Below are 20,630 nucleotides of genomic sequence, written 5' to 3' on the forward strand. Positions count from 1 at the left end.
CTAGCGTACCGGCATCGCCGACTCAGATCAGACCGCTGTCGGCGTGTCGTGAGGCTCCTTCTGCTTGTGTCGGCTATTGCTTCCTCGCCCCCTACCAGAGCGCGCCGGAATGGTCCGGATGGGGCAGCTTAACGCGAACAGACGGAACGGGGCTGTTCGGACTGTCCGGTGGAAGCCAGGGCGCTAGCGGCAGGAAAGCTGTGGTGAATTTCGATTCCTGCGCGCTTCCCTACTCGACCAGTCGGACACTCCGAGGAGCACCTCCGATCAGTTCCCCGATTCACCTTCCGCATGAAGACCTCGTCGGGCCCTCTCCCCGGCCGCCGCCTCAAGGGGCCCTCGAAGGGATCGGGTCACGTACCTGTCTTGTGTGACGGTGTCGATGCGTGTGCTCAGTGCGGGGGAGGGGTATCGGTATCTCCTCAAGAGCATCGCGGCCGGTGACACCGGGCGGGACCTTGCGACGTCACTGACCCGCTATTACGCGGAGGCGGGAACCCCGCCGGGATTCTGGCTTGGTACTGGTTTGACCGGTCTCGAGGATGCGGCCGTCGCGGACGGTGAGGTGGTGACGGAGGCCCAGCTTCGTCATCTGCTGGGACGGGGTGAGCATCCGACGACGGGTGAGCAGCTCGGGCGGGCGTACTTCGCGTTCAAGCCGTTGCGGGAGCGGGTGAAGATCCGCACTGGCAGGTTGTCCGAGGATCTGAACGCTGAGAAGCGGGAAGCCGCGGTGGAGAACATCGTCCGTGAGGAGAAGGAACGCAAGCGCCCGCGCACCGTCGCCGGGTATGACTACACCTTCTCCGTCCCGAAATCGGTCTCCGTACTCTGGGCCGTTGCAGACGGCGGCACACAGGCACTGATCGGACAGGCCCATCACGCGGCAATCCGGGAAGTCATCGATCTGATCGAGCGTGACGTCGCGGCGAGCAGGACAGGCACGAACGGTGTCGCGCAGGTCGACGTGCGGGGCGCGGTGGCGACCGCGTTCGATCACTTCGATTCCCGCGCGGGCGACCCTCAGCTGCACACGCATGTCGTGATCGCGAACCGGGTGCAGGCAGCGGACGGGAAGTGGCGGACGCTGGATGGCCGGCCCATGCACGCGGCCGTGGTCGCGTTGTCTGAGCACTACAACGCGGTGCTCGCCGACCACCTCACCCGTGTCCTCGGGCTGGGGTGGGAAGCTCGCGATCGCGGCCGGGACCGCAACCCCTCGTGGGAGATCACCGGGGTGGGCGACGCGTTGATCGATGAGTTCTCGTCCCGGTCGGCCGCGATCGACACGGAGAAGAACCGGCTCATCGACGAGTACGTCACGCGTCACGGGAAGTACCCGTCAGAGACGACGATCATCCGGTTGCGCCAGCAGGCGACCCTCGCCACCCGTCCCGCGAAAGAAGTCCGCTCCCTCGCTGACCTGACCGAGGAATGGCGTGGACGGGCGACCCACGTGCTGGACGAGGAATGCACCACGTGGGCGACGCATCTTCTCGAATCCGGCACCGCCCGGGGAACCCTGCGCGCAGATGATCTTCCGCTGGACCAGGCCACCGCGATCGGTGAAGTCGTCGTCGCGCAAGTCGGGGTGAAGCGGTCGACGTGGCGGCGCTGGAATCTGCATGCCGAGGCATCCCGGCAGACGATGGGACTGCGCTTCGCGTCCACCACCGACCGGGAAACGATCATCGGCATGATCGTCGACGCCGCCGAGACTGCGTCGCTGCGGCTGACCCCGCCTGAGCTCGTCGTCCCGCCAGCGGAGTTCACTCGTCCGGACGGGTCGAGCATGTTCCGTCCGAAGCATCACACGGTCTTCTCCTCGACCCGCATCCTGGAAGCCGAAGACACCCTCCTCGCACTCTCACAGGCCACGAACGCCCCCGCCGTGCCGCTGCGCACCGTAAGCGCAGTCGTCTCCCGGCGAGACGCCCGAGGCATCCGGCTGTCGGTGGAGCAGCAGGCCGCGGTGGAGAAGATCGCCGTCTCCGGGCGGAGCATCGACGTGCTCGTCGGCCCTGCCGGAACCGGGAAGACCACGACCCTCGGAGCGCTGCGCCGCGCATGGGAGAAGAAGCACGGCGCCGGCACCGTCATCGGACTTGCCCCCTCGGCCGCTGCGGCGGAAGTGCTTGCAGAGGACCTGGGCATCGAAACCGACAACACTGCGAAGTGGCTTCATGAACATGACCACGGCCGATGGGACCTGCAGCCCGGCCAGCTGGTCATCATTGACGAGTCCTCCCTCGCTGGCACCCTCGCCCTGGAACGCATCGCCACCCACGCCGCCGAGGCCGGCGCGAAGGTCGTCCTCGTCGGGGACTGGGCGCAGCTGACCGCGGTCGATGCCGGTGGGGCATTCGGGTTGCTCGTCCGGGACCGCGGTGATGCCCCCGAGCTGGCCGACGTGCGCCGATTCCACGCCGAGTGGGAGAAGACGGCGTCCCTGCACCTCCGCCTGGGCCGGACCGACGTGATCGACACCTACGACGATCAGGGTCGGATCGTCGTAGGTGACTTTGAAGACATCCTCGACGCCGCCTACCGGTCCTGGTACATGGACATCGCCGACGGCAAGAGCAGCCTCCTGATCGCGGAGACCAACGAGACCGTCACCGAGCTGAACAGCCGCGCCCGCGACGACCGCATCCTCGACGGCCACGTCTCACCCGACGGCATCCGTCTGCGAGACGGCACCCGCGCCGGGACAGGAGACATCATCATCACCAGGAAGAACGACCGGCGCCTGACCACCGGCGGAGGGGCGTGGGTGAAGAACGGCGACCGGTGGCGCGTCGCCGAACACCACGACGACGGTTCCCTCACCATCGCACGTGCCGACGCCCGCCACGCCACCACCGTCGTGCTCCCCGCTGGCTACGTGGCAGACAACGTCGACCTCGGATATGCGGTCACTGCCCACCGCGCACAGGGCGCAACCGTGGACACTGCGCACGCGATCGTGCACTCGTCTTCAATGACGCGGGAGAACTTCTACGTCGCGATGACCCGCGGCCGGGCGTCCAACACCGCCTACGTCGCCATCGACCAGGCCCACCTTGAAGAACACCAGCTCCCCGACACCGAGCCCACCGCCCACTCGATCCTCTACGGGGTCTTGCAGCATGAAGGGGCGGAGAGGTCCGCGCACGAGACGATCGAGGCCGAGCAGCAAGCCTGGTCCTCGATCGCGCACCTCGCCGATCAGTACGAGACCGTCGCGCAGGAAGCCCAGGCGGAGCACATCACGGAACTGTTTGCGCGAGCGGGCCTTGACCACGGCCTCGTCGACGAGCTGACAGAGTCGGAAACGTTCGGGTCCATCGTCGCCACGCTGCGCCGGGCAGAGGCCGCCGGGCACCGACCGGAACGGCTGATCGACCGCGCACTGAAGGCCGGGCCGCTCACTGACGCCGATGACCCGGCGAGCCTGCTGCGCCACCGCGTGCAGCAACTCGCCACGCGCACCAGCCCCGGACGCGGGCGCGGCACCCGGCGACGGTTCATCGCCGGGTTCATCCCCGAAGCATCCGGCAGCATGCCCGAGGACATGACCCGCGCGCTGACCGAACTACGATCGCTCATCGAACAGCGCGCCCAAGCCCTCGCGGACGACGCCCTCACGGAGAAGCCTCCCTGGCTGAAGGCGCTCGGCCCCGAACCTCGTCCCGATTCAGCTGCGAGAGAGCCGTGGGGGACGGTATTGCGCATGGTCGTCGCCTATCGGGAACGCTACGGGATCACCGACCACACCCCGCTCGGGGCGAAACCGGATGCCACGCAGCAGCGCCTCGATCACGAACGCATCGACGGCTTCCTTACCAGCCTCCGCCGCCGTGGCACGCCTCCGGCCACGCCCGAGGTCACGCGAGAGGGAATCGGACGGTGAGCGTTCCGTCAGGACGTGGCGTCGTAGGCGGCGACGATGGCCGCCGAGACACGTCCCCGATCGCTCACCGTGTATCCGTGATCCCGTGCCCATTCCCGGATCGCCCCCAAGTTCCGAGCCTGCGCGACAGAAGATGCCGGGCGCCCGGCTGGGCGACGCCCCGTCAGGCGTGCGGCCGTCAGGTACGGGGTGAGCACCTGCCGAAGTTCATCCGCGTGTGCCGTCGACAGGTCGATCTCATACGTGCGGCCATCCAGCCCGAAGGTGATGCTCTCACCGGTCCCGTCGAGCTCGGCGCCATCAAGGTCATCAACGAGCTGAACACCATTTTGCGTGCCATGCGTTGATCGTGACACACCACAAGGGCGTCGCATCTCTGCGACGCCCCGGCACCTCACCCCAGTGGGTTCCTATCCATATGCGGTCATCTGCCCAGTGGCTCCGGGCGGGCGTCGATGCTGTGACCAGTCACCCCGGCGGTGACCGTCGGCGACGCTGGGCCCAGCTGCCGGGCACGCTCCGATGGTGTCGCCGCCTCGGCCGCGCCAGCGATACTGCGGGTCAAGCCCACGTGTCCCAGCGAGTGATTCCACGACAGGTGATATGCGCCGCTGCGGAACTCCCTATCCCACGTCCCGACCGGTGGCGCCTTGTAGACGTGACCGTTCGCGGCTGCAGCCTGCTCCGTCTCATCTCCAAAGTCCCACTGCGCCAAATGCGCGATCGCTGCCTCCGGACCGCGCTCTTCAAGAACCGAGAGCGCGGCGTCCGCGTCCTCGCCCTGCAAAAACACCACCGACGCCCACGGCCCTTCCTGCTCACCGAACCGCCCGGTGAACACCTCCGGCTCTTCGAGCTCGAACGACGCCATCGCCAGCTCGTCCTCATTCAGATACGCCTGCTCATAGACCCACTCCGGGTAGGCGTCATCCGGCGGGCACATGCCCGAGCGGTATCTCTCGCCTGCCTTAGAGAGGAACCCCGCCAGCACCCCGACCATTCGCGACGCCGACACATCCATCCCGACACCCGCATACAGATCCGTACCTCGATAGACATGCTCGCCGGCACGCACCTCGTACAAGAACTGCATCCGACTCCCGCCGGCCTCCTCGGGCGCGCGGCCTGTCTTCTCGACCCGCAGCGACATGCCGCCGACCACCGTCGATGCCTTACGATCCAACTCCGAAGCCATGACCAGTCCTCGCATCTATCTATCCGCTCACTTGCGTAAAGAGGTACGAGACGACCACCCCACGCAGGGCTGACGACTCCTCTCACGCTCGTGGCCGGGTCAACCTCGCTGAACCGGACGGTGCCACGGTAGAATTGGGGCATGACGGTGGCTGAGGTGATCCAAGCCGCGATGGCGCTCACGCCCGAGGAGCGATCGCGGGTCGCCGACGTCCTCTACGACGCCGACGCCCCCGACCAGGCGGTCATCGACGCAGCCTGGGCATCCGTCGCTTCACGCAGGGCTGACGAACTCGAGAACGGCACGGTCACGATGCTCTCTCGCGAGGAAGCGAACGCCTACCTCGACGCCCGCGCTGCCGAGAGAAGCGTTTGACGCTCCGCGTCGGGTTTCACCCCGATGCCGTGCGTGAGCTGGACGACGCGATCCAGTGGTACGACCAGGGTGGACAGCACCGCGGCGCGAGGTTCCGCACCGACGTCGACCGGGTCATCGATCGTCTCCTCGAATGGCCGGAGTCAGCCGAGACCATCCTCGACACGCCGGCTGGCCGTGTCTTTCGCCATGCCAAGGTTCCTCACTCGCACTACCGCCTCGTCTACTACCTCACCGACGAGGCCCTGAAGATCGTCGCCATTGCCCACGAACGGCGCATGCCGCTGTACTGGAGCGGAAGAGACTGACACGCCGACGGCGACCGCAACTACCCTGAAAGCATGGCGACGATCTTCCTCACCGTGCGGGTCGCGCTCGATGACGTGGATGAGGCGCTCCGCGTTGCGAGCGGCCTCGGATACGAGGCGCGTCCGATCGGCGGCAGGCGCCGCAGCACTCTCGTGCTGGTCGAGACGATGACCATCGACGACGCAACGGACGAAGGCGCCGCCGAACAGCGGGTGCGTCACCGTGTCGCTACGGCGTTGACAGAACACGGCCTCCAATACGACCTGATCGGTAGCGGGACGGACGCATCGAGCATTACGAAGTCGCTCTTCACGATCAGGCCCATCGGCGCCACCGACGAGACCGACTCGCTCGAGATCCGCGCCGACAACCGAGCCGAGTTCGAGCAGCGCCTGGCCGCCGTGCGTTCGCTGTTCAGCGGGGAATCGTGGCCGAGTCAGGACCTCGTCGGATACGAGGTCACCGTCGATGGCCTCGCCGCCGGTGATCCCGACGTGCAGCACCTGCCCTTCCTCCCGAAACGGCGATAGATCCGCGACGGGCACGTGCAGACGCCAGCTGGGACGAGTACAATTTGTACTGTGTCACGACCCGTTTCGGCGAGTGCAACAAGCCTTTTGGTACGAGTGGCACGCAGGTGGCACGGCCGGTCTGCGGAGACGCAGAGACCGCGAGATCACGTGCTTCCCGACGAGAACTGGGACTTCTGACCCGCTCGGCGAAAGCTCGAACGAACGACCCCCTCCGGTTCCGGCGGAGGGGGTCGTTCTCGTTCGTGACGCAGCCGGATGTGCGAGCGATGGAGTCGGGGGAGGGGAGCTTCGCGCTGCCGTGGCGGGGGCTCGCTCCGTTTCGCGCCAGGATGGGACTCGTGATCACAGCGACGAGACGACCCGCCCGCATCCTCCTGATGGGGGCAGCCATGCTCGCGGCCCTCACGGGCTGCGCGGCCGAGCCGGTGTCCACCGGGCCGCGTGACGGGAGCGCCGCCGCCGACGCCCCTACACCCGAGATCGAAGTGGGCGATGTCCTCACCGCAGAGCAGGCGACCGCGCTCAACGACGGGAATGAGCTCATGAAGGCGTATCCGGTCGGGGCCGAGTTCATCGCTGTCGAATGGGGTCAGCCAATTCCCGAGGCGGTGACGACCGCCGTCACGGCGCAGGTGGTCGCTGCTGCGCCGACCTGGGGCACGAATACCGACAGCGACGTGAACGCCGCGGCCTGGCAACAGGTGCGCGATGCCATGAAGCAGGAGTCCCAGAAGCTCGGGGGCGTCACGATCGCCCTCGTCTCGTGCGCTCAGAGCTTCTCCACGGAGATCAACACCTGGCGCCCGACCTGGGTCATGTCGGAGCCCGGTCCGGTCGGCGAGTACGAGTCCAAGGAAGCGGTTCTCGCCCGCGCGGATGCCTGGGCGCAAGAGGGCAGGAAGATGTACGTCGTCGTCGACAACCTCGGCTGCTGACAGAACACGCCGTAGGACCAGCTCGGCATACCCATCCCGCGGACAACATCGTGCCGCGGGCCTCGACCGCGGGCCCGATGCTCTGCCGTCCAGTGATGCCTCATGGATAGAGTCGGGGGATGGGAACCATGCAGTACGGCAGCGGCAGCGAGATCCAGATCGAGGACAGGGCGCTCGCGCACCTGAAGGTCGCGATCGCGACGAAGCTCCGCCGCAACGAGAGTTTCACGCTGTCCTGGCGGCACGCCGAGGGTGACACGCCCGGGCGTTCCACCATCTGGCTTCACCCGTCCATTCCGCTGCGGTTCACGTTCTCGGAGCCGGAGACGCCGCAGCTCAACGCGAAGTGGATACAGGCGCTGATGGTGGAGGCCAGCTCCTCCGGCGGGATCCGCCTGGTGGACGAGGTCGTCGACGGCCCGGCCGAGGAGACGTCGCGCATCGCATGACGCTGACACGCGAGAGCCTGTTCCACGAGCTGACGACCTCGCTGGCCCTCCCGGAGCATGAGCGCGACGACTGGGTCGAACACGTCGCTCGCGGCCGCCCGACGCCGCGGCAGCAGCTGCTGGCCCTCCTGCTCCTCATGGACGCCAGCCCCGCGCGGATGAACGGCTGGCCGTTCCGGTCGACCGAGAATGCGCTGATGGGCTCACTGCCGCGCAAGTCCCTTCCCTGGGATGGGCCGACCGCCGTGTTCGCGCTGCGCGCCGCGCTCGCGATCAGTGCCATGACGTACGTGTGCGGACCCGCGCTGCGGGGCGCCGAGACCGCGATGCAGGCAGGGCACCGCGATCCCGAGCTGTACGAGGCGCTCGCCGCGTGCGCGCAACAGCTTCAGGGGCTGATGTCGGGCCGGTTCGCGACACGCTGGGGTGTCGACAGAGACCTCAAGACCGCCAACCGCCTGCTCGCCCTGTTCCTGCCCTCCGGGGTGCTCGACCTCACCATGATCCACGACGGCGACGACTGGGCGGAGAGCGCCCGCCGGAGCGCGCGGACGCACCCCGTCGACGGTGTCGAGCCGCTCGTGCGGCAGCTGACGTCACTCGGCCACAAGGCGCCGTCGCAGACCTGGCAGCGGGGAGTTCAGCCTCTTGTGCAGACCGATACCGGGCGGCAACTCGTACGCGACTGGCTGGAGGCCGCCCGGCAGACCACCACCGCGGAGGACGGCCGCCTCTTCTCGGCCTCGAACGAGGACCTGGTCCGCGCCACGGTGATCGCCGCGCGCTGGCTGCCCGAGACGGACGTCCCCGCGGAGCTGCTCGGTGCACTCGCGCGCCAGGGCGCCGCGACCCGCCCTCCCGGGACCGAGTCGCTCGCGCTGCGCGTCGCCACAGCCTCGATCGACACCCTCGCCCAGCGTGCCGCGCCGGCCGATGTCGCCGAGCTCGAGCGGCTGCTCGACGACATCACGCGTCGGGACCTGATCAAGCGGATCGGTTCCGCGCTCGGCCCGGAGGCGGTGGCGCGTGCCGAGAGCCGCGACACCGACCTGAAGCGCGAGAAGGCCGCCGCCGTGCGGGCGAAGGCGAACCCGATCCCGAAGATCCTGCGGGCGGAGGTGGATCGCCTGCTGCGCGAGCACCTCGACGAGGTCATGCGCGAGCTCGGCTTCCGGAAGTCAGGGCGCACCTGGCGTCGCGTGCGGGAAGACCAGGTGGACGTCGTCGACGTCTCCTCCAGCCACCTGTACCTGGGCGTGCAGTACGGTGTGCTCTTTCCTGCGCTGCACCCGGAGGACGGGCCGGCACCGCAGCGTGAGCCGAAGCGCGTGAAGCCGTCCGAACTCGACCTGCTCATCGTGGAGGACTCCTGGATCGCGGAGGAGGGGCCCCTCGACCTGCTGGCGGCGCGCATGCGGTCGACCATCTCCCCGTTCCTCCTCGCCTGCGGAGACAGGGAGGCGCTCGCCGCCCTGCTGACGACCGGCGCCGGGATGCCGCAACCGGCGGGGCTCCGCGATCCGTTCACCGGTCGCGCCGACGCGGCGCTGTACTTTCGCACCAGGCCGTTCACACCGGGCCTCGCCCTCGGGGCACTGGCCTGCGTCGCGGGGGACCGCGATGCCGCGCGGGTCTGGCTCGACGACGCCGCCCGGGCGATCGACCCCTCCCGTCACCGTGCGGCTGCGGCCGAGGCCGACTACTGGAGGCGACGTGTGGAGGCGCTCCCGGGCGGGGGAGGGCGAGTCAGCCCGCGGGATACTCCTGGGCCCTGAGCTGGCGCGCCAGGTGCGCCGCGTTGCGCGCCGCGGTGGCGATCGCCGAGGACACCGCCTCCGGCGTCTCGTCGAGATCCTTGTAGTCGACGGTCTGCATGGCCTCGCCGTTCCAGTACACCGAGGTCTGCGCGGGGATCGTGTATCCGACGTCGTTGAGCGCCTGGAACAGGATGGCCGAGATGTGGTGGGCGCCGTCCTCGTTGCCCAGCACGCCCGCGATGGCGACCTTGTCGAACAGGGTCGGGCGCCCGCGCGCGTCGGTCTCGCCGAGCTCGGCGTCGAGGCGCTCCAGCACCCGCTGCGCCACGCTCGAGTGCTGCCCCATCCAGGTCGGCGTCACGAAGACCAGGATGTCCGCCTCCAGCACCTTGCGCCGCACGCTCGGCCACTGGTCTCCGCCGCCCATGTCCTTCTCCACGCCGGGGCTCAGATCGAGGTCGACGGCGCGCACGAGGTCGCCGGTGACCCCGTGCCCGGCGAGGGCGTCCAGCAGCTGCCTGGCGAGCAGATCCGAGCTGGACTCCGCGGGGGAGGGCTTCAACGTGCAGGAGATCGCGAGTGCGGTGAGCGGACTGTTCATGCCCCGAGCACACCACCGCCTCGGAGCGCGGGACAGGGCCTTCCCGGGCGCGGGCTATCCTGGTAGTGCACCGACGACAGGAGATCCCGTGATCCTCAGCTTCCTCTTCTTCATGATCATGTTCCTCGGAGGCTTCTGGCTGCTGGGGATCGCGCATGAGATGCCGGACACGCTCGCCGCGCTGACCTTCGTCGGCGGCATCCTGCTCGTGTCGCTCGCTCTCGGCTTCGCCATGCGCCAGCGCGGCTCCGCGACGCGCCGCTCCAAGAACTGGACCGGCAGCCCCACCGAGTGAGCAGGAGCGCGCGTCCGCGGACGCGCGCTCACCGGCGGCGGGACAGTCGCGCCTCGAGGTTGGCGCACACCGCCGGCCATTCCGGCTCGATGATCGAGTACTCGACGCTGTCGCGCAGGGCGCCGTTGCGGTAGCGGCTCATCGCGCGCATCACCCCGTCCTGCTTGGCACCGAGGCGTTCGATGGCCGAGCGTGACTGGAAGTTGACCCACTGCGTGGTGAGACCCACGCGGAAGACGCCGAGCATCTCGAAGGCGTGACGCAGGAGAAGCAGCTTCGACTCCGCGTTGGTGCCGGTGCCGTGGGCGGACGGGCGATTCCACGTGTACCCGATGTGGAGTCGGGGGACGTCGGCGACGATGTCGTAGAACGAGGTGAGACCCAGCACGCGGCCCGTGGCGTCGAAGGCGGTGAAGGGCACCATCTCCCCGCTCTCGACGAGACCGAGCCGGCGGTCGACCTCGGCGGCGACGCCGTCCGGGGCCGGCACCGAGGTGTACCACGCGGTCTTCCACAGGTCTCCCTCGGTGACGGCGTCGATGAGTCCGTCCACGTGCGAGCGGTCGAGGGGTCGCAGTTCGACGAGTTCGCCGGTGAGGGTGACGGGGGACGGCGGGACGAGGAAAGCCATGCGCCCATTCAAGCAGTGTGTCGTCGAGCGGATCACGCCGCCGCGCGCGGTCCTGGATCCTGACGCAGCAGCCGCTGGAACGCCGCCACCAGCTCGATCGTGACGTCGAGCTCGAAGGCGAGGCTCGCGAGGTGGGTTCCGCGCGCCGCCTCGGCCTCCGCGTAGGCCGCGGGGGTGATCAGTCGGCGCGCGGCCCACTCGTCAGCGCGGCGCTCCTGCCGCGCGCGGGCGGACGCGAGAGCCGTGGGATGGTGGCCGAGCTGCGCGTGGCCGAGCTCGTGGGCGAGCACGCTGCGGGCGGTGCGCCGGCTCATGCCTGGCGCGAGTCGGATGGTGCCGGCGACAGGATCGAAGCCGCCGCGGGTACGTCCGGCGCGTTCGACGACGCGCAGCTCGAGCTGGTCGGCGAGACGGAGGAGCTGCTGCACGGTCCTCCCTCCCCGGCGGCTAGTCGTAGAGGTCGTCGGTATCGGCGCTGTGCGGTGTCGGCGAGTCGAAGGCGACCTCGCGGGTATCTTCGCGTGGGGCGGCGACATCGGGGGATCGGCGGATCGGCGTGACGGTCGCCGATGCGCCGTCGGCGTCGAGGCGCTCCTCAGCGCGGGAGATGAGCACGTGCGGTTCGAGGCCGAGAGTCGCGCACACCGCATAGACCACGGGCACGGGGATGGCGCGCTTGCCGGTGACGTAGTTGTCGAGAGCACTGCGGGCGATGCCGATGCTGCGGGCCATGGCGGCGATGCTGCTCCGGGCGGCCGCGATCTCCGCGCGCAGCTGGCGACCGACGGCAGCGTTGAACTGCTCGGCAGGTGTCCTCATCCGACTCACCCTAGCAGCGCCCCGACGTCAGGATGCCGTCATATCGGTGGTGCGGGACGCCGTGAGTGTCTGTGCGTGGGAGTAGCGTATGCGTATGGGGACAGAACTGCGTCATCTGGTGGCAGCTTCGGTGGAAGCCGCCCGTCTTCACGCCGGAGTGTCACTCGGCTGGCTCGCCGACCGCTCCGGGCTCCCGGTCGAGACGCTCGACGGGCTGATGCGGGAGCAGGCCGACTTCACGATGGTCGATCTCGCTCGGATCGCCGAGGCCCTCGATGTCGCAGTCACGACCCTTCTTCCCTGCTCGCCCGCGGAAGACCTCTGAGGCGCGCGGAGCAGGCGGCGGAGTAGCGTGGGCGCTATGAAGACAGTGCCGTTCGGATCCGCCACCGCCCCCGCCGTCATCGCCGGCATGATGCGCATCGATGCGAAGGATGACGAGCAGGTGCGCGAGCTCTATGCCGCGGCCAGGGAGTCGGGCATCGACTTCTTCGACCACGCCGACATCTACGGCGGGTCCATGCATCACTGCGAGGCGCGGTTCGCCGACGCCCTGCGTCTCAGCTCTGCCGAGCGTGACGAGATCGTGCTGCAGACGAAATGCGGGATCGTGCCCGCGCAGGGGATGTTCGACTTCTCCTTCGAGCACATCGTCGGGCAGGTCGAGGGGTCGCTCGCCGCCCTCCGCACGGACCGCATCGACGTGCTGCTGCTGCATCGCCCCGACGCCCTCGTGGAGCCGGACGAGGTCGCGCGTGCCTTCGACCACCTGGAGGCGGCCGGGAAGGTCAGGGCCTTCGGCGTCTCGAACCACACCCCACGGCAGATCGATCTCCTGCGCACCGCCGTCCGCCAGCCGCTCGTGGCGAACCAGCTGCAGCTGTCCCTGACGCACGCGCCGATCATCGCGCAGCCCGTCGCCGCCAACATGGCCGGTCACGACCAGAGCATCGACCGCGACGGCGGCATCGTCGACTACTGCCGGATCAACGGCATCACCGTGCAGGCCTGGTCGCCGTTCCAGAGCGGCTTCGGGGGCGGCGTGTTCCTCGACAACCCCGAGTACGGGGAGCTCAACGCGGTGATCGACCGGCTCGCCGCCGCGCACGGCGTGACCGCGCTCGCGATCGCGACGGCCTGGATCACGCGGCACCCCGCAGGAATGCAGGTCGTGCTGGGGACGACGACCCCGCAGCGCGTGCGCGACGCGGCCGCGGGAGCCGACATCGTCCTCACCAGAGCGGAATGGTACGAGCTGTTCCGCGCCGCCGGCCACCTGGTTCCCTAGCCGGCTCGGCCCCGTCGCCCGTCGTCTACCCTGAAGCCATGCCGTTCCTGTTCTCCATGCTCGTCATCGCGCTGATGATCGGTGCGCTGATCGACATCATCACGCGCGATGACGCGCAGGTGAAGCATCTGCCCAAGATGGTGTGGATCATCATCGTGATCCTGCTGCCGCTCGTCGGCAGTCTGCTGTGGTTCGCGATCGGCCGCGAGTACGGGGACGGCGGCATCCCGATCCCGAGCATGCGCCGCGCGGAGCGTCCGCGCACGCCCGTGGTCGACGTGCGCCCGGCGCCGCCGGTCGACACCAGGACCACCGAGCAGCAGATCGCCGACCTGGACCGCGAGATCGAGGAGTGGCGGCTCCGCGAGGAGATCGAGCGGCGGCGGCGCGAGCCGGGCGACGACGCGACGCCGAACGCCTAGCCCTCGCGCGCCCGCGGCGATCGACAAGCAGACCGTGATCCGGCTGAACCGTGACACGCTCTACAGCTTCGCCGTGGTCGACATCAGCCAGGGGGCGAGCTTCACCATCCCCGAGCACGGGGAGCGCTACCTGTCGGCGATGGTCGTGAACGAACACCACTACGTGAACGCCATCTTCCACGATGCCGGCGAGCACCGGCTCACCCTCGAGCAGTTCGGCACGCCCTACGTCGTGCTGGCGGTGCGCACGCTCGTCGACCCCGCCGATGCCGCCGACATCGACGCGGTCGCCGCGCTGCAGGACGCGATCAGCCTCGACGCCGTCGCCGCCGAGCCGTTCGCGATGCCGGACTACGACACGACCACGCTGGATGAGACCCGCCAGGCGCTGCTGGCGCTGGCGCGGAACCTGCATGGCTTCGACCGCATGTTCGGCTCGGCCGAGCAGGTTGACCCGGTGCGGCATCTGATCGGGACGGCGGCGGGCTGGGGCGGGCTCCCCTCCTTCGAGGCGAGCTACATCGGCGTCGATCCGCGCCTGCCCCGCGGGCGTTACGAGCTGACCGTGCGGGACGTGCCCGTCGACGGCTTCTGGTCGATCTCGGTGTACAACGCGGAGGGGTACTTCGAGCCGAACGAGCGTGGCGCTTACACGATCAACAGCATCACCGGTGTACGCGATGAGGACGGATCCATCACGGTCCGCTTCGGCGACCACCCGACGGGCTGCCGAACGTGCTCCCGATCACCGACGGATGGAACTATCTGGTGCGGCTGTACCGTCCACGTCCCGAGATCCTCGACGGCGCCTGGACCTTCCCTGCCTGCAGCCGTCTGCGGGATGACCGGGTTGCTCACGCACCGGCGCCCTCGCCGGCTCTCGCGGTCTTCGCGGCCACCGCGCGCTCGACGCTCGCGGGGGAGAGCACCTCGCGAGCGACCATGATCGCGGCGCCGAGCACCGCCGCACGGTCGCCGGCCTGCGACTGGACGATCGCCAGGTGCTGCGTGGCGAGCGGGATGGACCGACGGTAGACGACCTCGCGCACCCCCGCCAGCAGGTGCTCTCCGGCGCGCGCGATGCTCCCGCCCAGCACGATGATGGAGGGGTTGAGCAGGTTCACCACCGAGGCCAGCACCTCGCCGACGTCGCGCCCGGCCTGCCGCGTCGCCTCGATCGCCGTCGCGTTGCCGGCGCGCACGAGGTCGACCACGTCGGACGCGCCCTGCACGTCGTGGCCTTCGGCGCGCAGCGCTATCGCGAGCGCCGACCCGCTCGCCAGCGCCTCCAGATCGCGCTCGTCTCCCGGCTCGCGCACCGACCCGGCGCCGATCGGCACCTGCACGTGCCCCATGTCTCCCGCGGAGCCCTGCGCGCCACGCTGCAGATGGCCGCCCGCGATGATGCCGGCGCCGATGCCGGTGGAGACCTTCACGAAGATGAGGTCGTCGACGTGCGGCCAGCTGGTGGCCTGCTCTCCGAGCGCCAGGATGTTCACGTCGTTGTCGACCAGCACGGGCACGTCGAAGGTGCGCTGCACGTAGCCGGGCACGTCGAACCGATCCCAGCCGGGCATGATGGGCGGGTTGGTGGGGCGGCCGGTGGAGTGCTCCACGGGGCCGGGCACGCCGATGCCGACCCCGAGGAGCGGGAGACCTCCGGAGGCGGCGGCGAGCAGATCGGTGCCGTCGGCCAGGATCGAGTCGAGCAGACGCTTCGGGCCATCGCCGATGTCGATCGTGCGGGTCCTGACATCGAGGATCACTCCGGCGAGATCGGCGACAGCGACCGTCGCATGCGTGGCGCCCAGGTCCACGGCCAGGACGAGGCCGGCCCGGGGGTTGAACGCGACCCGAGCCGGCGGGCGGCCGCCGGTCGAGGCGGCCTCTCCCGCGGGGCGGAGCAGACCGGCGGCAAGCAGAGCGTCCACGCGGAGCGCGACCGTGGAGCGGGCCAGGCCCGTCAGCGCCGCCAGCTCGGCCTTCGTGCGCGCCTGGCCGTCGCGGAGGATCTGGAAGATCTCGCCGGTGCCGGGGGCGGGCGTCACGATCGGCTTCAGCACGTCAACCATGGCGTCAGTAAACCACAGCATTCGACGGCAGAGCCGTGGACTTCGAATTCGATCCACGCATCTTTTGACGAGGCACTAGCAAAAGTGGTCTCGAGTGTGTCAGACTCCCCGACATGACAACGGATGTCACAGACACCGGGCTCGGAACGATCCGAACCGGGATCCTCGGCGGGGGCTTCATGGCCCGCGTCCACCGCTCAGCGGCCCGCGACGCCGGCGCCGAGCTGCGGGCCATCGCCACCCGGTCCCTGCAGGGGGCCAGAGACGCGGCCCACGCGCTGGGAGCCGAGCGCGCCGAGAGCGACGCCGACGCCCTCCTCGATGCCGCGGACATCGACGTCGTGCACATCTGCACCCCGAACGCCACGCACGCCGAGCTCGCACGGCGGGCACTCGCCGCAGGCAAGCACGTCGTCTGCGAGAAGCCGCTCGCGACCTCGGCGGCCGACGCCGCCGCACTCGCCGAACAGGCCGCGCAGAGCGGTCGCATCGCGGCGGTGCCGTTCGTATACCGCTATCACCCCATGGTGCGGGAGGCCAGGGCCCGCGTCGCACGCGGCGAGGTCGGCGAACTGCTGACGCTGGACTGCTCGTACCTGCAGGACTGGATGCTGCTGCCCACCGACGACGACTGGCGCGTGCGGTCGGCCTCCGGCGGCGCCTCCCGCGCCTTCGCCGACATCGGCTCGCACCTGTGCGACCTCATCGAGTTCGTGACGGGCGAGCGGATCCACGCGCTCAGCGCCCGCACGCGCCGCGTGCACCCCGAGCGCGCAGGACACGCTGTCGACACCGAGGACATCGTGGCCGTGCTCATCGAGACGGACTCCGGCGCCCTGGGCACCCTGCTCATCTCGCAGATGGCCCCTGGACGCAAGAACGCGCTGACGCTCGAGCTGCACGGCTCGCAGCAGAGCCTGCGCTTCGAGCAGGAGCGGCCGGAGGAGCTGTGGGTGGGGATGCGCGAGGAGTCGCGACTGCTGCTGAGGGACCCCGCGACCGCCGACGCCGCCTCCGTGCGGCTGCAGCGGGTGCCGGCCGGCCACGCCATGGGCTACCAGGACGCCTTCAACGGCTTCGTCGCCGACGTGTACGCCGCCATGGCCGGTGCGGCACCGGACGGGATGCCCACGTTCGCCGACGGGCATCGCGCCGCGGTGCTCACCGAGGCCGTGCTCGACTCGGCCGCGCACGGCGGACGATGGGTGGAGGTGACGGCATGACCGCGACCACGACCGCGCCCGTGCTCGCCGCGACGGGCATCCGCAAGTCGTTCTTCGGCGTCGAGGTGCTGCGCGGCGTCGACTTCGACGTGCGGCCCGGCGAAGTGCACGGACTGGTCGGGGAGAACGGTGCGGGCAAGTCGACCCTCATGAAGATCATCGCGGGCGTGCAGCCCGCCGACGAGGGGGCCATCACCTACCGGGGCGAGGAGGTGCACCACGCGCATCCGCGCCAGGCCATGGACGCCGGCATCGTCACGGTGTTCCAGGAGTTCACGCTGCTCCCCGAGCGCACCGTCGCCCAGAACGTCTACCTCGGACGCGAGCCGCGGCGACGGGGGCTCGTGGACCTCCGCGGCATGAACGCGCGCACGGCGGAGCTGCTCACGGATCTCGGGGTGACCTTCATCGACCCGCAGGCCAGGGTCGGCTCGCTCACCGTCGCGGAGCAGCAGATCGTCGAGATCGTGAAGGCCCTGTCCTTCGACGCGCAGGTCATCTCGATGGACGAGCCCACCGCGGCGCTCAGCGACCGCGAGGTCGAGCTGCTCTACGCGATCATCCGGCGCCTCACCGCGCGCGGAGTCGCCGTGATCTACGTGTCGCACCGGCTCAAGGAGATCTTCGACCTGTGCGATCGCATCACGATCCTCAAGGACGGCGCCCTGGTCTCGACGGACGAGACCGCAGCGCTCACCACCGACGAGCTCGTGCGGCGCATGGTCGGCCGTTCCATCCAGTCGTACTTCCCCGACCGGCTCGCGGGCACTGCCGTGGGCGCCCCGCGGCTCGAGCTCGACCGCTGCGGCAACGCCTACGTCGACGGGGTGTCGCTGACGCTCCGCGCCGGGGAGATCGTCGGCGTCGCCGGGCTCCAGGGCTCGGGTCGCACGGAGCTCGTCGAGGGCGTGTTCGGCATCCAGGCGTTCACCCGCGGCGAGCTGCGCATCGACGGAGCCCCCGTCCGCATCACCGGCCCGAGGGCTGCCGTGCGCGCGGGTCTCGCGCTCGTGTCGGAGGACCGCAAGGCGCAGGGCCTCGCGCTCGGGCAGTCGATCCTCGACAACGCCCTGCTCGTGGTGCGCAGCGTGTTCGCCGGTCGCACGGCCGTGTCGCGGCGAGAGGTGCCCGGTGTGCTGAGCGCCTTGGAGGTCTCCTCCCGCGGGCTGGACCAGGAGGTGCGCTTCCTCTCCGGCGGCAACCAGCAGAAGGTCGTGCTCGCCAAGTGGCTGCTCACCCAGCCTCATGTGGTGCTGTTCGACGAGCCGACGCGAGGGATCGACGTCGGCGCCAAGTACGCGGTGTACCAGCTGATGCGCGAGCTCGCGGCGCAGGGGAAGGCCGTGCTCATGGTGTCCAGCGAGCTGCCGGAGGTCATCGGCATGAGCGACCGCATCCTCGTGATGCACGATGGCGAGCTCGTCGCGGAGCTGCCCGCCGGGTCGGCCGAGCACGAGATCCTCGGCGCGGCGACCGGGGCGACCGCCGGCGCGCACGGCGAGACCCGCGTACCGGACGGCGGTCGCGCTCCGCGCGCCGGTGGCGTCGATGAGGGAGGCGCGCGATGAACCGCCTGCGCGCCGGATCACGGTTCCGCGTCGACTCGACCGTCATCGTGCTCGGCATCCTGCTGCTGACCCTCGTGGTCGGCGCGATCCTCGTGGCCACCGTCGGCCGCAACTTCCTCAGCGCCGGCAACATCCGCGACATCCTGACCGGCATGAGCGTGCTGGGGCTCGTGGCCATCGGGCAGACCCTCGTCGTCCTCGGTGCCTCGCTCGACTTGTCCGTCACGTATGTGATCAGCCTGTCCAGCCTGCTGGCGGCCACGATCATGAACGGCAATCCAGGCAACATCCCGGTCGCGGTCCTCGTGACGCTGCTCGTGTGCGCCGGCATCGGACTGCTCAACGGTCTCATCGTCACCGTGCTCAAGGTCAACGGCTTCATCGCCACGCTTGGCGTCGGCCTGATCCTGCAGGGCATCCTCAACACCAACTTCGAAGGGTCCGCGGGCAGCGTGCCCTGGGCGTTCCAGCTGATCGGCGCCACCGGTGTCGGCCCTGTCCCGGTGTCCACCCTCATCATGATCGTGCTCGCCGTGCTGGTGTGGGTGCTGCTGAACCGCACCCGCACGGGCGCGCACCTGTATGCGGTCGGCGGCGACCCCGAGATCGCGCGGCTCAGCGGCGTCCGCACCCGCATGCCGCTGATCTGGGCGCACGTGCTGTGCTCGGTGTTCGCCGGACTCGCGGGGCTGCTGCTCGCCAGCAGGCTCGGCGTCGGCAGCCCGACCGTCGGACAGCAGGGCGGGTACGCGCTGCTGTCGATCGCCGCGGTGGTGCTCGGCGGCACGCTCCTGCTCGGCGGCCGCGGCTCCCTGTGGGGCACGATCGGCGGCGTCGCGATCCTCGCGGTGGTGGACAACGTCATGAGCGTCATGCAGGTCAATCCGTTCCTGAAGGACGTCGTGCGCGGCATCGTGATCGTCGCGGCCGTGGCGGTCTACAGCCGCAGGGCGATCGTCCGCCGCCGCCCGCGCTTCGGCCCCGGCGGCACGCGCACGAGTGGAGACGACGCCGCCAGGGCCGCTGATGCCGACATGGCCGCCGCTGCCACCCAGCTGGCCGACCCTGCGGCCGACGTCGCCGCCGTCGACAGCCCCACCACCCATACCGCCCATACCGCCGCCGACATCGCGGCCGTGGACACCCCCGCCGCGGATACGTCGGCCGATACCGCCGCCACGACGGAAGGAGGCCGCCCATGAACGCGCTGCGTACCCTGGTGAGTCCGCGGGGAGCCGTGTTCCTGCTGCTCGTGGTGCTGCTCGTCGCCGTCACGGTCCTCAACCCGAGCTTCGCCGATCCAGGACAGTTCATGCGGTTCCTGCAGCGCGTCGCCCCCATCGCGATCGTGGCGATCGGCCAGTACTTCGTGATCATCGCGGGGGAGTTCGACCTGTCGCAGGGCTCGCTCATCACGGCGCAGGTCATCATCGCGGGCAACCTCGTCGGACAGGACGACTCCCGCACGATCCCCGTACTGCTGCTCATGGTGGTGTTCGCCGTGGCGGTCGGCCTCGTGAACGGCGTGTTGACCACGCTGCTCAAAGTGCCGTCGTTCATCGTCACGCTCGGCATGATGCTGGCCCTGCTGGGCGGCGTCATGTGGTGGACCGGGGGAGCGGCGACCGGGAACCCCGCGGACAGCTTCCGCGAGATCGGCCGCGGCGGCTTCCGGGACGTGCCGCTGCTCGAGTTCATCCCGTGGGCCGTGCTGCTGCTGATCGCCTGGCTCGCGCTCGGCATCTGGGTCACGAAGCGCCCGCTCGGCAAGACGCTCATCGCGGTGGGCGACAACGCCAGGGCGGTGGACTACGCGGGAGCCCGCCGTGCCTGGGTCACCACCCGCGCTTTCGTCATCTCGTCGCTGTCCGCGACGCTCTCGGCCGTGCTGCTCGTCGGCTACGCGGGCGTGCACCCCTCGGTCGGACGCGGTTACGAGTTCACCGCGATCACCGCGGTCGTGCTCGGCGGTGTCGTGCTGGGCGGAGGGCGCGGCTGGATCGTCGGGGCCGTCGCCGGCGCCTTCACGCTCGAAGCGCTCTTCATGCTGCTGAACATCGCAGGAGTCCCGTCGACGCTGCGCGACGCCGTGCAGGGCGTCATCATCATCGCCGCGGTCGCCTACTCGGCTGTCGCCTTCCGGGCTCGACGGCGCCGCGCACCGCAGGTCGCGCAGACGCCGGCGGACCCCGCGGATGCGCGCACGCCGACCGGCGCCGCGGCCGCACAGACCAGCACCATCCACACAGAAACCAGAGGAGATTAG

At 69.6% G+C, this 20,630-nt stretch carries 23 protein-coding genes; 16 read left to right on the plus strand and 7 right to left on the minus strand.

What is annotated here, in order from left to right:
• Positions 1-382: 382 nt before the first annotated feature.
• A complete protein-coding gene (gene mobF, locus M3C17_RS06485; RefSeq protein WP_259976853.1) occupies positions 383-3,892 on the plus strand; it encodes a MobF family relaxase in 3,510 nt (1,169 codons plus the stop codon).
• Between the two features lie 8 nt (positions 3,893-3,900).
• Here mobF and M3C17_RS06490 read toward each other — a convergent pair whose 3' ends face one another.
• Both M3C17_RS06490 and M3C17_RS06495 read right to left on the minus strand, forming a co-directional pair.
• Complete coding sequence (locus M3C17_RS06490; RefSeq protein ID WP_235006243.1) at positions 3,901-4,248, minus strand: Lsr2 family protein; 348 nt, start codon at positions 4,246-4,248, stop codon at positions 3,901-3,903.
• Positions 4,249-4,316: 68 nt separating this feature from the next.
• A complete protein-coding gene (locus tag M3C17_RS06495; protein WP_074040850.1) occupies positions 4,317-5,087 on the minus strand; it encodes a hypothetical protein in 771 nt (256 codons plus the stop codon).
• A gap of 141 nt (positions 5,088-5,228) precedes the next feature.
• Between M3C17_RS06495 and M3C17_RS06500 the strand changes: the two genes are divergently transcribed.
• The 6 genes from M3C17_RS06500 (at position 5,229) to M3C17_RS06525 (ending at position 9,463) form a co-directional block, all read left to right on the plus strand.
• On the plus strand, positions 5,229-5,462 hold the full coding sequence (locus M3C17_RS06500) for an addiction module protein (RefSeq protein WP_083603968.1): 234 nt from the start codon (positions 5,229-5,231) through the stop codon (positions 5,460-5,462).
• A complete protein-coding gene (locus M3C17_RS06505) occupies positions 5,459-5,770 on the plus strand; it encodes a type II toxin-antitoxin system RelE/ParE family toxin (RefSeq protein WP_074040848.1) in 312 nt (103 codons plus the stop codon). Before M3C17_RS06500 ends, M3C17_RS06505 begins: the two co-directional genes overlap by 4 nt.
• A gap of 33 nt (positions 5,771-5,803) precedes the next feature.
• Positions 5,804-6,301, plus strand: a complete 498-nt coding sequence (locus tag M3C17_RS06510; RefSeq protein WP_074040847.1) for a hypothetical protein — start codon at positions 5,804-5,806, stop codon at positions 6,299-6,301.
• Positions 6,302-6,642: 341 nt separating this feature from the next.
• A complete protein-coding gene (locus M3C17_RS06515) occupies positions 6,643-7,239 on the plus strand; it encodes a hypothetical protein (protein WP_259976821.1) in 597 nt (198 codons plus the stop codon).
• A 119-nt stretch (positions 7,240-7,358) separates the two neighbouring features.
• A complete protein-coding gene (locus M3C17_RS06520) occupies positions 7,359-7,688 on the plus strand; it encodes a hypothetical protein (RefSeq protein WP_259976822.1) in 330 nt (109 codons plus the stop codon).
• Positions 7,685-9,463, plus strand: a complete 1,779-nt coding sequence (locus M3C17_RS06525; RefSeq protein WP_259976823.1) for a DUF4304 domain-containing protein — start codon at positions 7,685-7,687, stop codon at positions 9,461-9,463. The genes M3C17_RS06520 and M3C17_RS06525 overlap by 4 nt, the downstream gene beginning before the upstream one ends.
• Here the strand turns inward: M3C17_RS06525 and M3C17_RS06530 are convergent.
• Positions 9,435-10,046, minus strand: coding sequence for a flavodoxin family protein (locus M3C17_RS06530; RefSeq protein ID WP_259976824.1), 612 nt, complete (start codon positions 10,044-10,046; stop codon positions 9,435-9,437). The two genes, M3C17_RS06525 and M3C17_RS06530, sit on opposite strands and share 29 nt — an antisense overlap.
• An 88-nt stretch (positions 10,047-10,134) precedes the next feature.
• Between M3C17_RS06530 and M3C17_RS06535 the strand changes: the two genes are divergently transcribed.
• A complete protein-coding gene (locus tag M3C17_RS06535) occupies positions 10,135-10,341 on the plus strand; it encodes a hypothetical protein (RefSeq protein ID WP_025105563.1) in 207 nt (68 codons plus the stop codon).
• Positions 10,342-10,369: 28 nt separating this feature from the next.
• On the opposite strand, the gene M3C17_RS06540 is transcribed toward M3C17_RS06535, so the two are convergent.
• Genes M3C17_RS06540 through M3C17_RS06550 form a run of 3 tightly spaced genes read right to left on the minus strand, consistent with a single transcriptional unit; the run spans position 10,370 to position 11,791 of the window.
• Positions 10,370-10,972 (minus strand): GNAT family N-acetyltransferase, encoded by a 603-nt coding sequence (locus M3C17_RS06540; protein WP_259976825.1) that lies wholly within the window; start codon positions 10,970-10,972, stop codon positions 10,370-10,372.
• A gap of 32 nt (positions 10,973-11,004) precedes the next feature.
• A complete protein-coding gene (locus tag M3C17_RS06545; RefSeq protein WP_259976826.1) occupies positions 11,005-11,400 on the minus strand; it encodes an ImmA/IrrE family metallo-endopeptidase in 396 nt (131 codons plus the stop codon).
• Between the two features lie 19 nt (positions 11,401-11,419).
• Complete coding sequence (locus M3C17_RS06550; RefSeq protein ID WP_259976827.1) at positions 11,420-11,791, minus strand: helix-turn-helix domain-containing protein; 372 nt, start codon at positions 11,789-11,791, stop codon at positions 11,420-11,422.
• 94 nt (positions 11,792-11,885) lie between these two features.
• Here M3C17_RS06550 and M3C17_RS06555 point away from each other — a divergent pair, with 94 nt between their 5' ends.
• Genes M3C17_RS06555 through M3C17_RS06570 form a run of 4 tightly spaced genes read left to right on the plus strand, consistent with a single transcriptional unit; the run spans position 11,886 to position 14,447 of the window.
• On the plus strand, positions 11,886-12,116 hold the full coding sequence (locus M3C17_RS06555) for a helix-turn-helix transcriptional regulator (protein WP_259976828.1): 231 nt from the start codon (positions 11,886-11,888) through the stop codon (positions 12,114-12,116).
• A gap of 36 nt (positions 12,117-12,152) precedes the next feature.
• Positions 12,153-13,079 carry an aldo/keto reductase family oxidoreductase gene (locus M3C17_RS06560; RefSeq protein WP_259976829.1) on the plus strand — a complete coding sequence of 309 codons (927 nt, stop codon included), beginning with the start codon at positions 12,153-12,155 and terminating at the stop codon, positions 13,077-13,079.
• Positions 13,080-13,117: 38 nt separating this feature from the next.
• Entirely contained in the window at positions 13,118-13,501 is a 384-nt protein-coding gene (locus tag M3C17_RS06565) for a PLD nuclease N-terminal domain-containing protein (RefSeq protein WP_259976830.1), read from the plus strand.
• A 34-nt stretch (positions 13,502-13,535) separates the two neighbouring features.
• On the plus strand, positions 13,536-14,447 hold the full coding sequence (locus tag M3C17_RS06570) for a DUF1214 domain-containing protein (RefSeq protein ID WP_259976831.1): 912 nt from the start codon (positions 13,536-13,538) through the stop codon (positions 14,445-14,447).
• On the opposite strand, the gene M3C17_RS06575 is transcribed toward M3C17_RS06570, so the two are convergent.
• Positions 14,356-15,573 carry an ROK family transcriptional regulator gene (locus M3C17_RS06575; protein WP_259976832.1) on the minus strand — a complete coding sequence of 406 codons (1,218 nt, stop codon included), beginning with the start codon at positions 15,571-15,573 and terminating at the stop codon, positions 14,356-14,358. The genes M3C17_RS06570 and M3C17_RS06575 overlap by 92 nt on opposite strands.
• Before the next feature lie 113 nt (positions 15,574-15,686).
• Here M3C17_RS06575 and M3C17_RS06580 point away from each other — a divergent pair, with 113 nt between their 5' ends.
• Genes M3C17_RS06580 through M3C17_RS06595 form a run of 4 tightly spaced genes read left to right on the plus strand, consistent with a single transcriptional unit; the run spans position 15,687 to position 20,630 of the window.
• Entirely contained in the window at positions 15,687-16,796 is a 1,110-nt protein-coding gene (locus M3C17_RS06580) for a Gfo/Idh/MocA family protein (protein WP_259976833.1), read from the plus strand.
• Positions 16,793-18,364, plus strand: a complete 1,572-nt coding sequence (locus M3C17_RS06585) for a sugar ABC transporter ATP-binding protein (RefSeq protein WP_259976834.1) — start codon at positions 16,793-16,795, stop codon at positions 18,362-18,364. The genes M3C17_RS06580 and M3C17_RS06585 overlap by 4 nt, the downstream gene beginning before the upstream one ends.
• Positions 18,361-19,566: an ABC transporter permease gene (locus M3C17_RS06590; RefSeq protein ID WP_259976835.1), complete on the plus strand. Its 1,206-nt coding sequence runs from the start codon at positions 18,361-18,363 to the stop codon at positions 19,564-19,566. Before M3C17_RS06585 ends, M3C17_RS06590 begins: the two co-directional genes overlap by 4 nt.
• Complete coding sequence (locus tag M3C17_RS06595) at positions 19,563-20,630, plus strand: ABC transporter permease (RefSeq protein ID WP_259976836.1); 1,068 nt, start codon at positions 19,563-19,565, stop codon at positions 20,628-20,630. Before M3C17_RS06590 ends, M3C17_RS06595 begins: the two co-directional genes overlap by 4 nt.

Origin of the sequence: Microbacterium sp. p3-SID336, from assembly GCF_025143365.1 — a bacterium.
GTDB lineage: Bacteria > Actinomycetota > Actinomycetes > Actinomycetales > Microbacteriaceae > Microbacterium.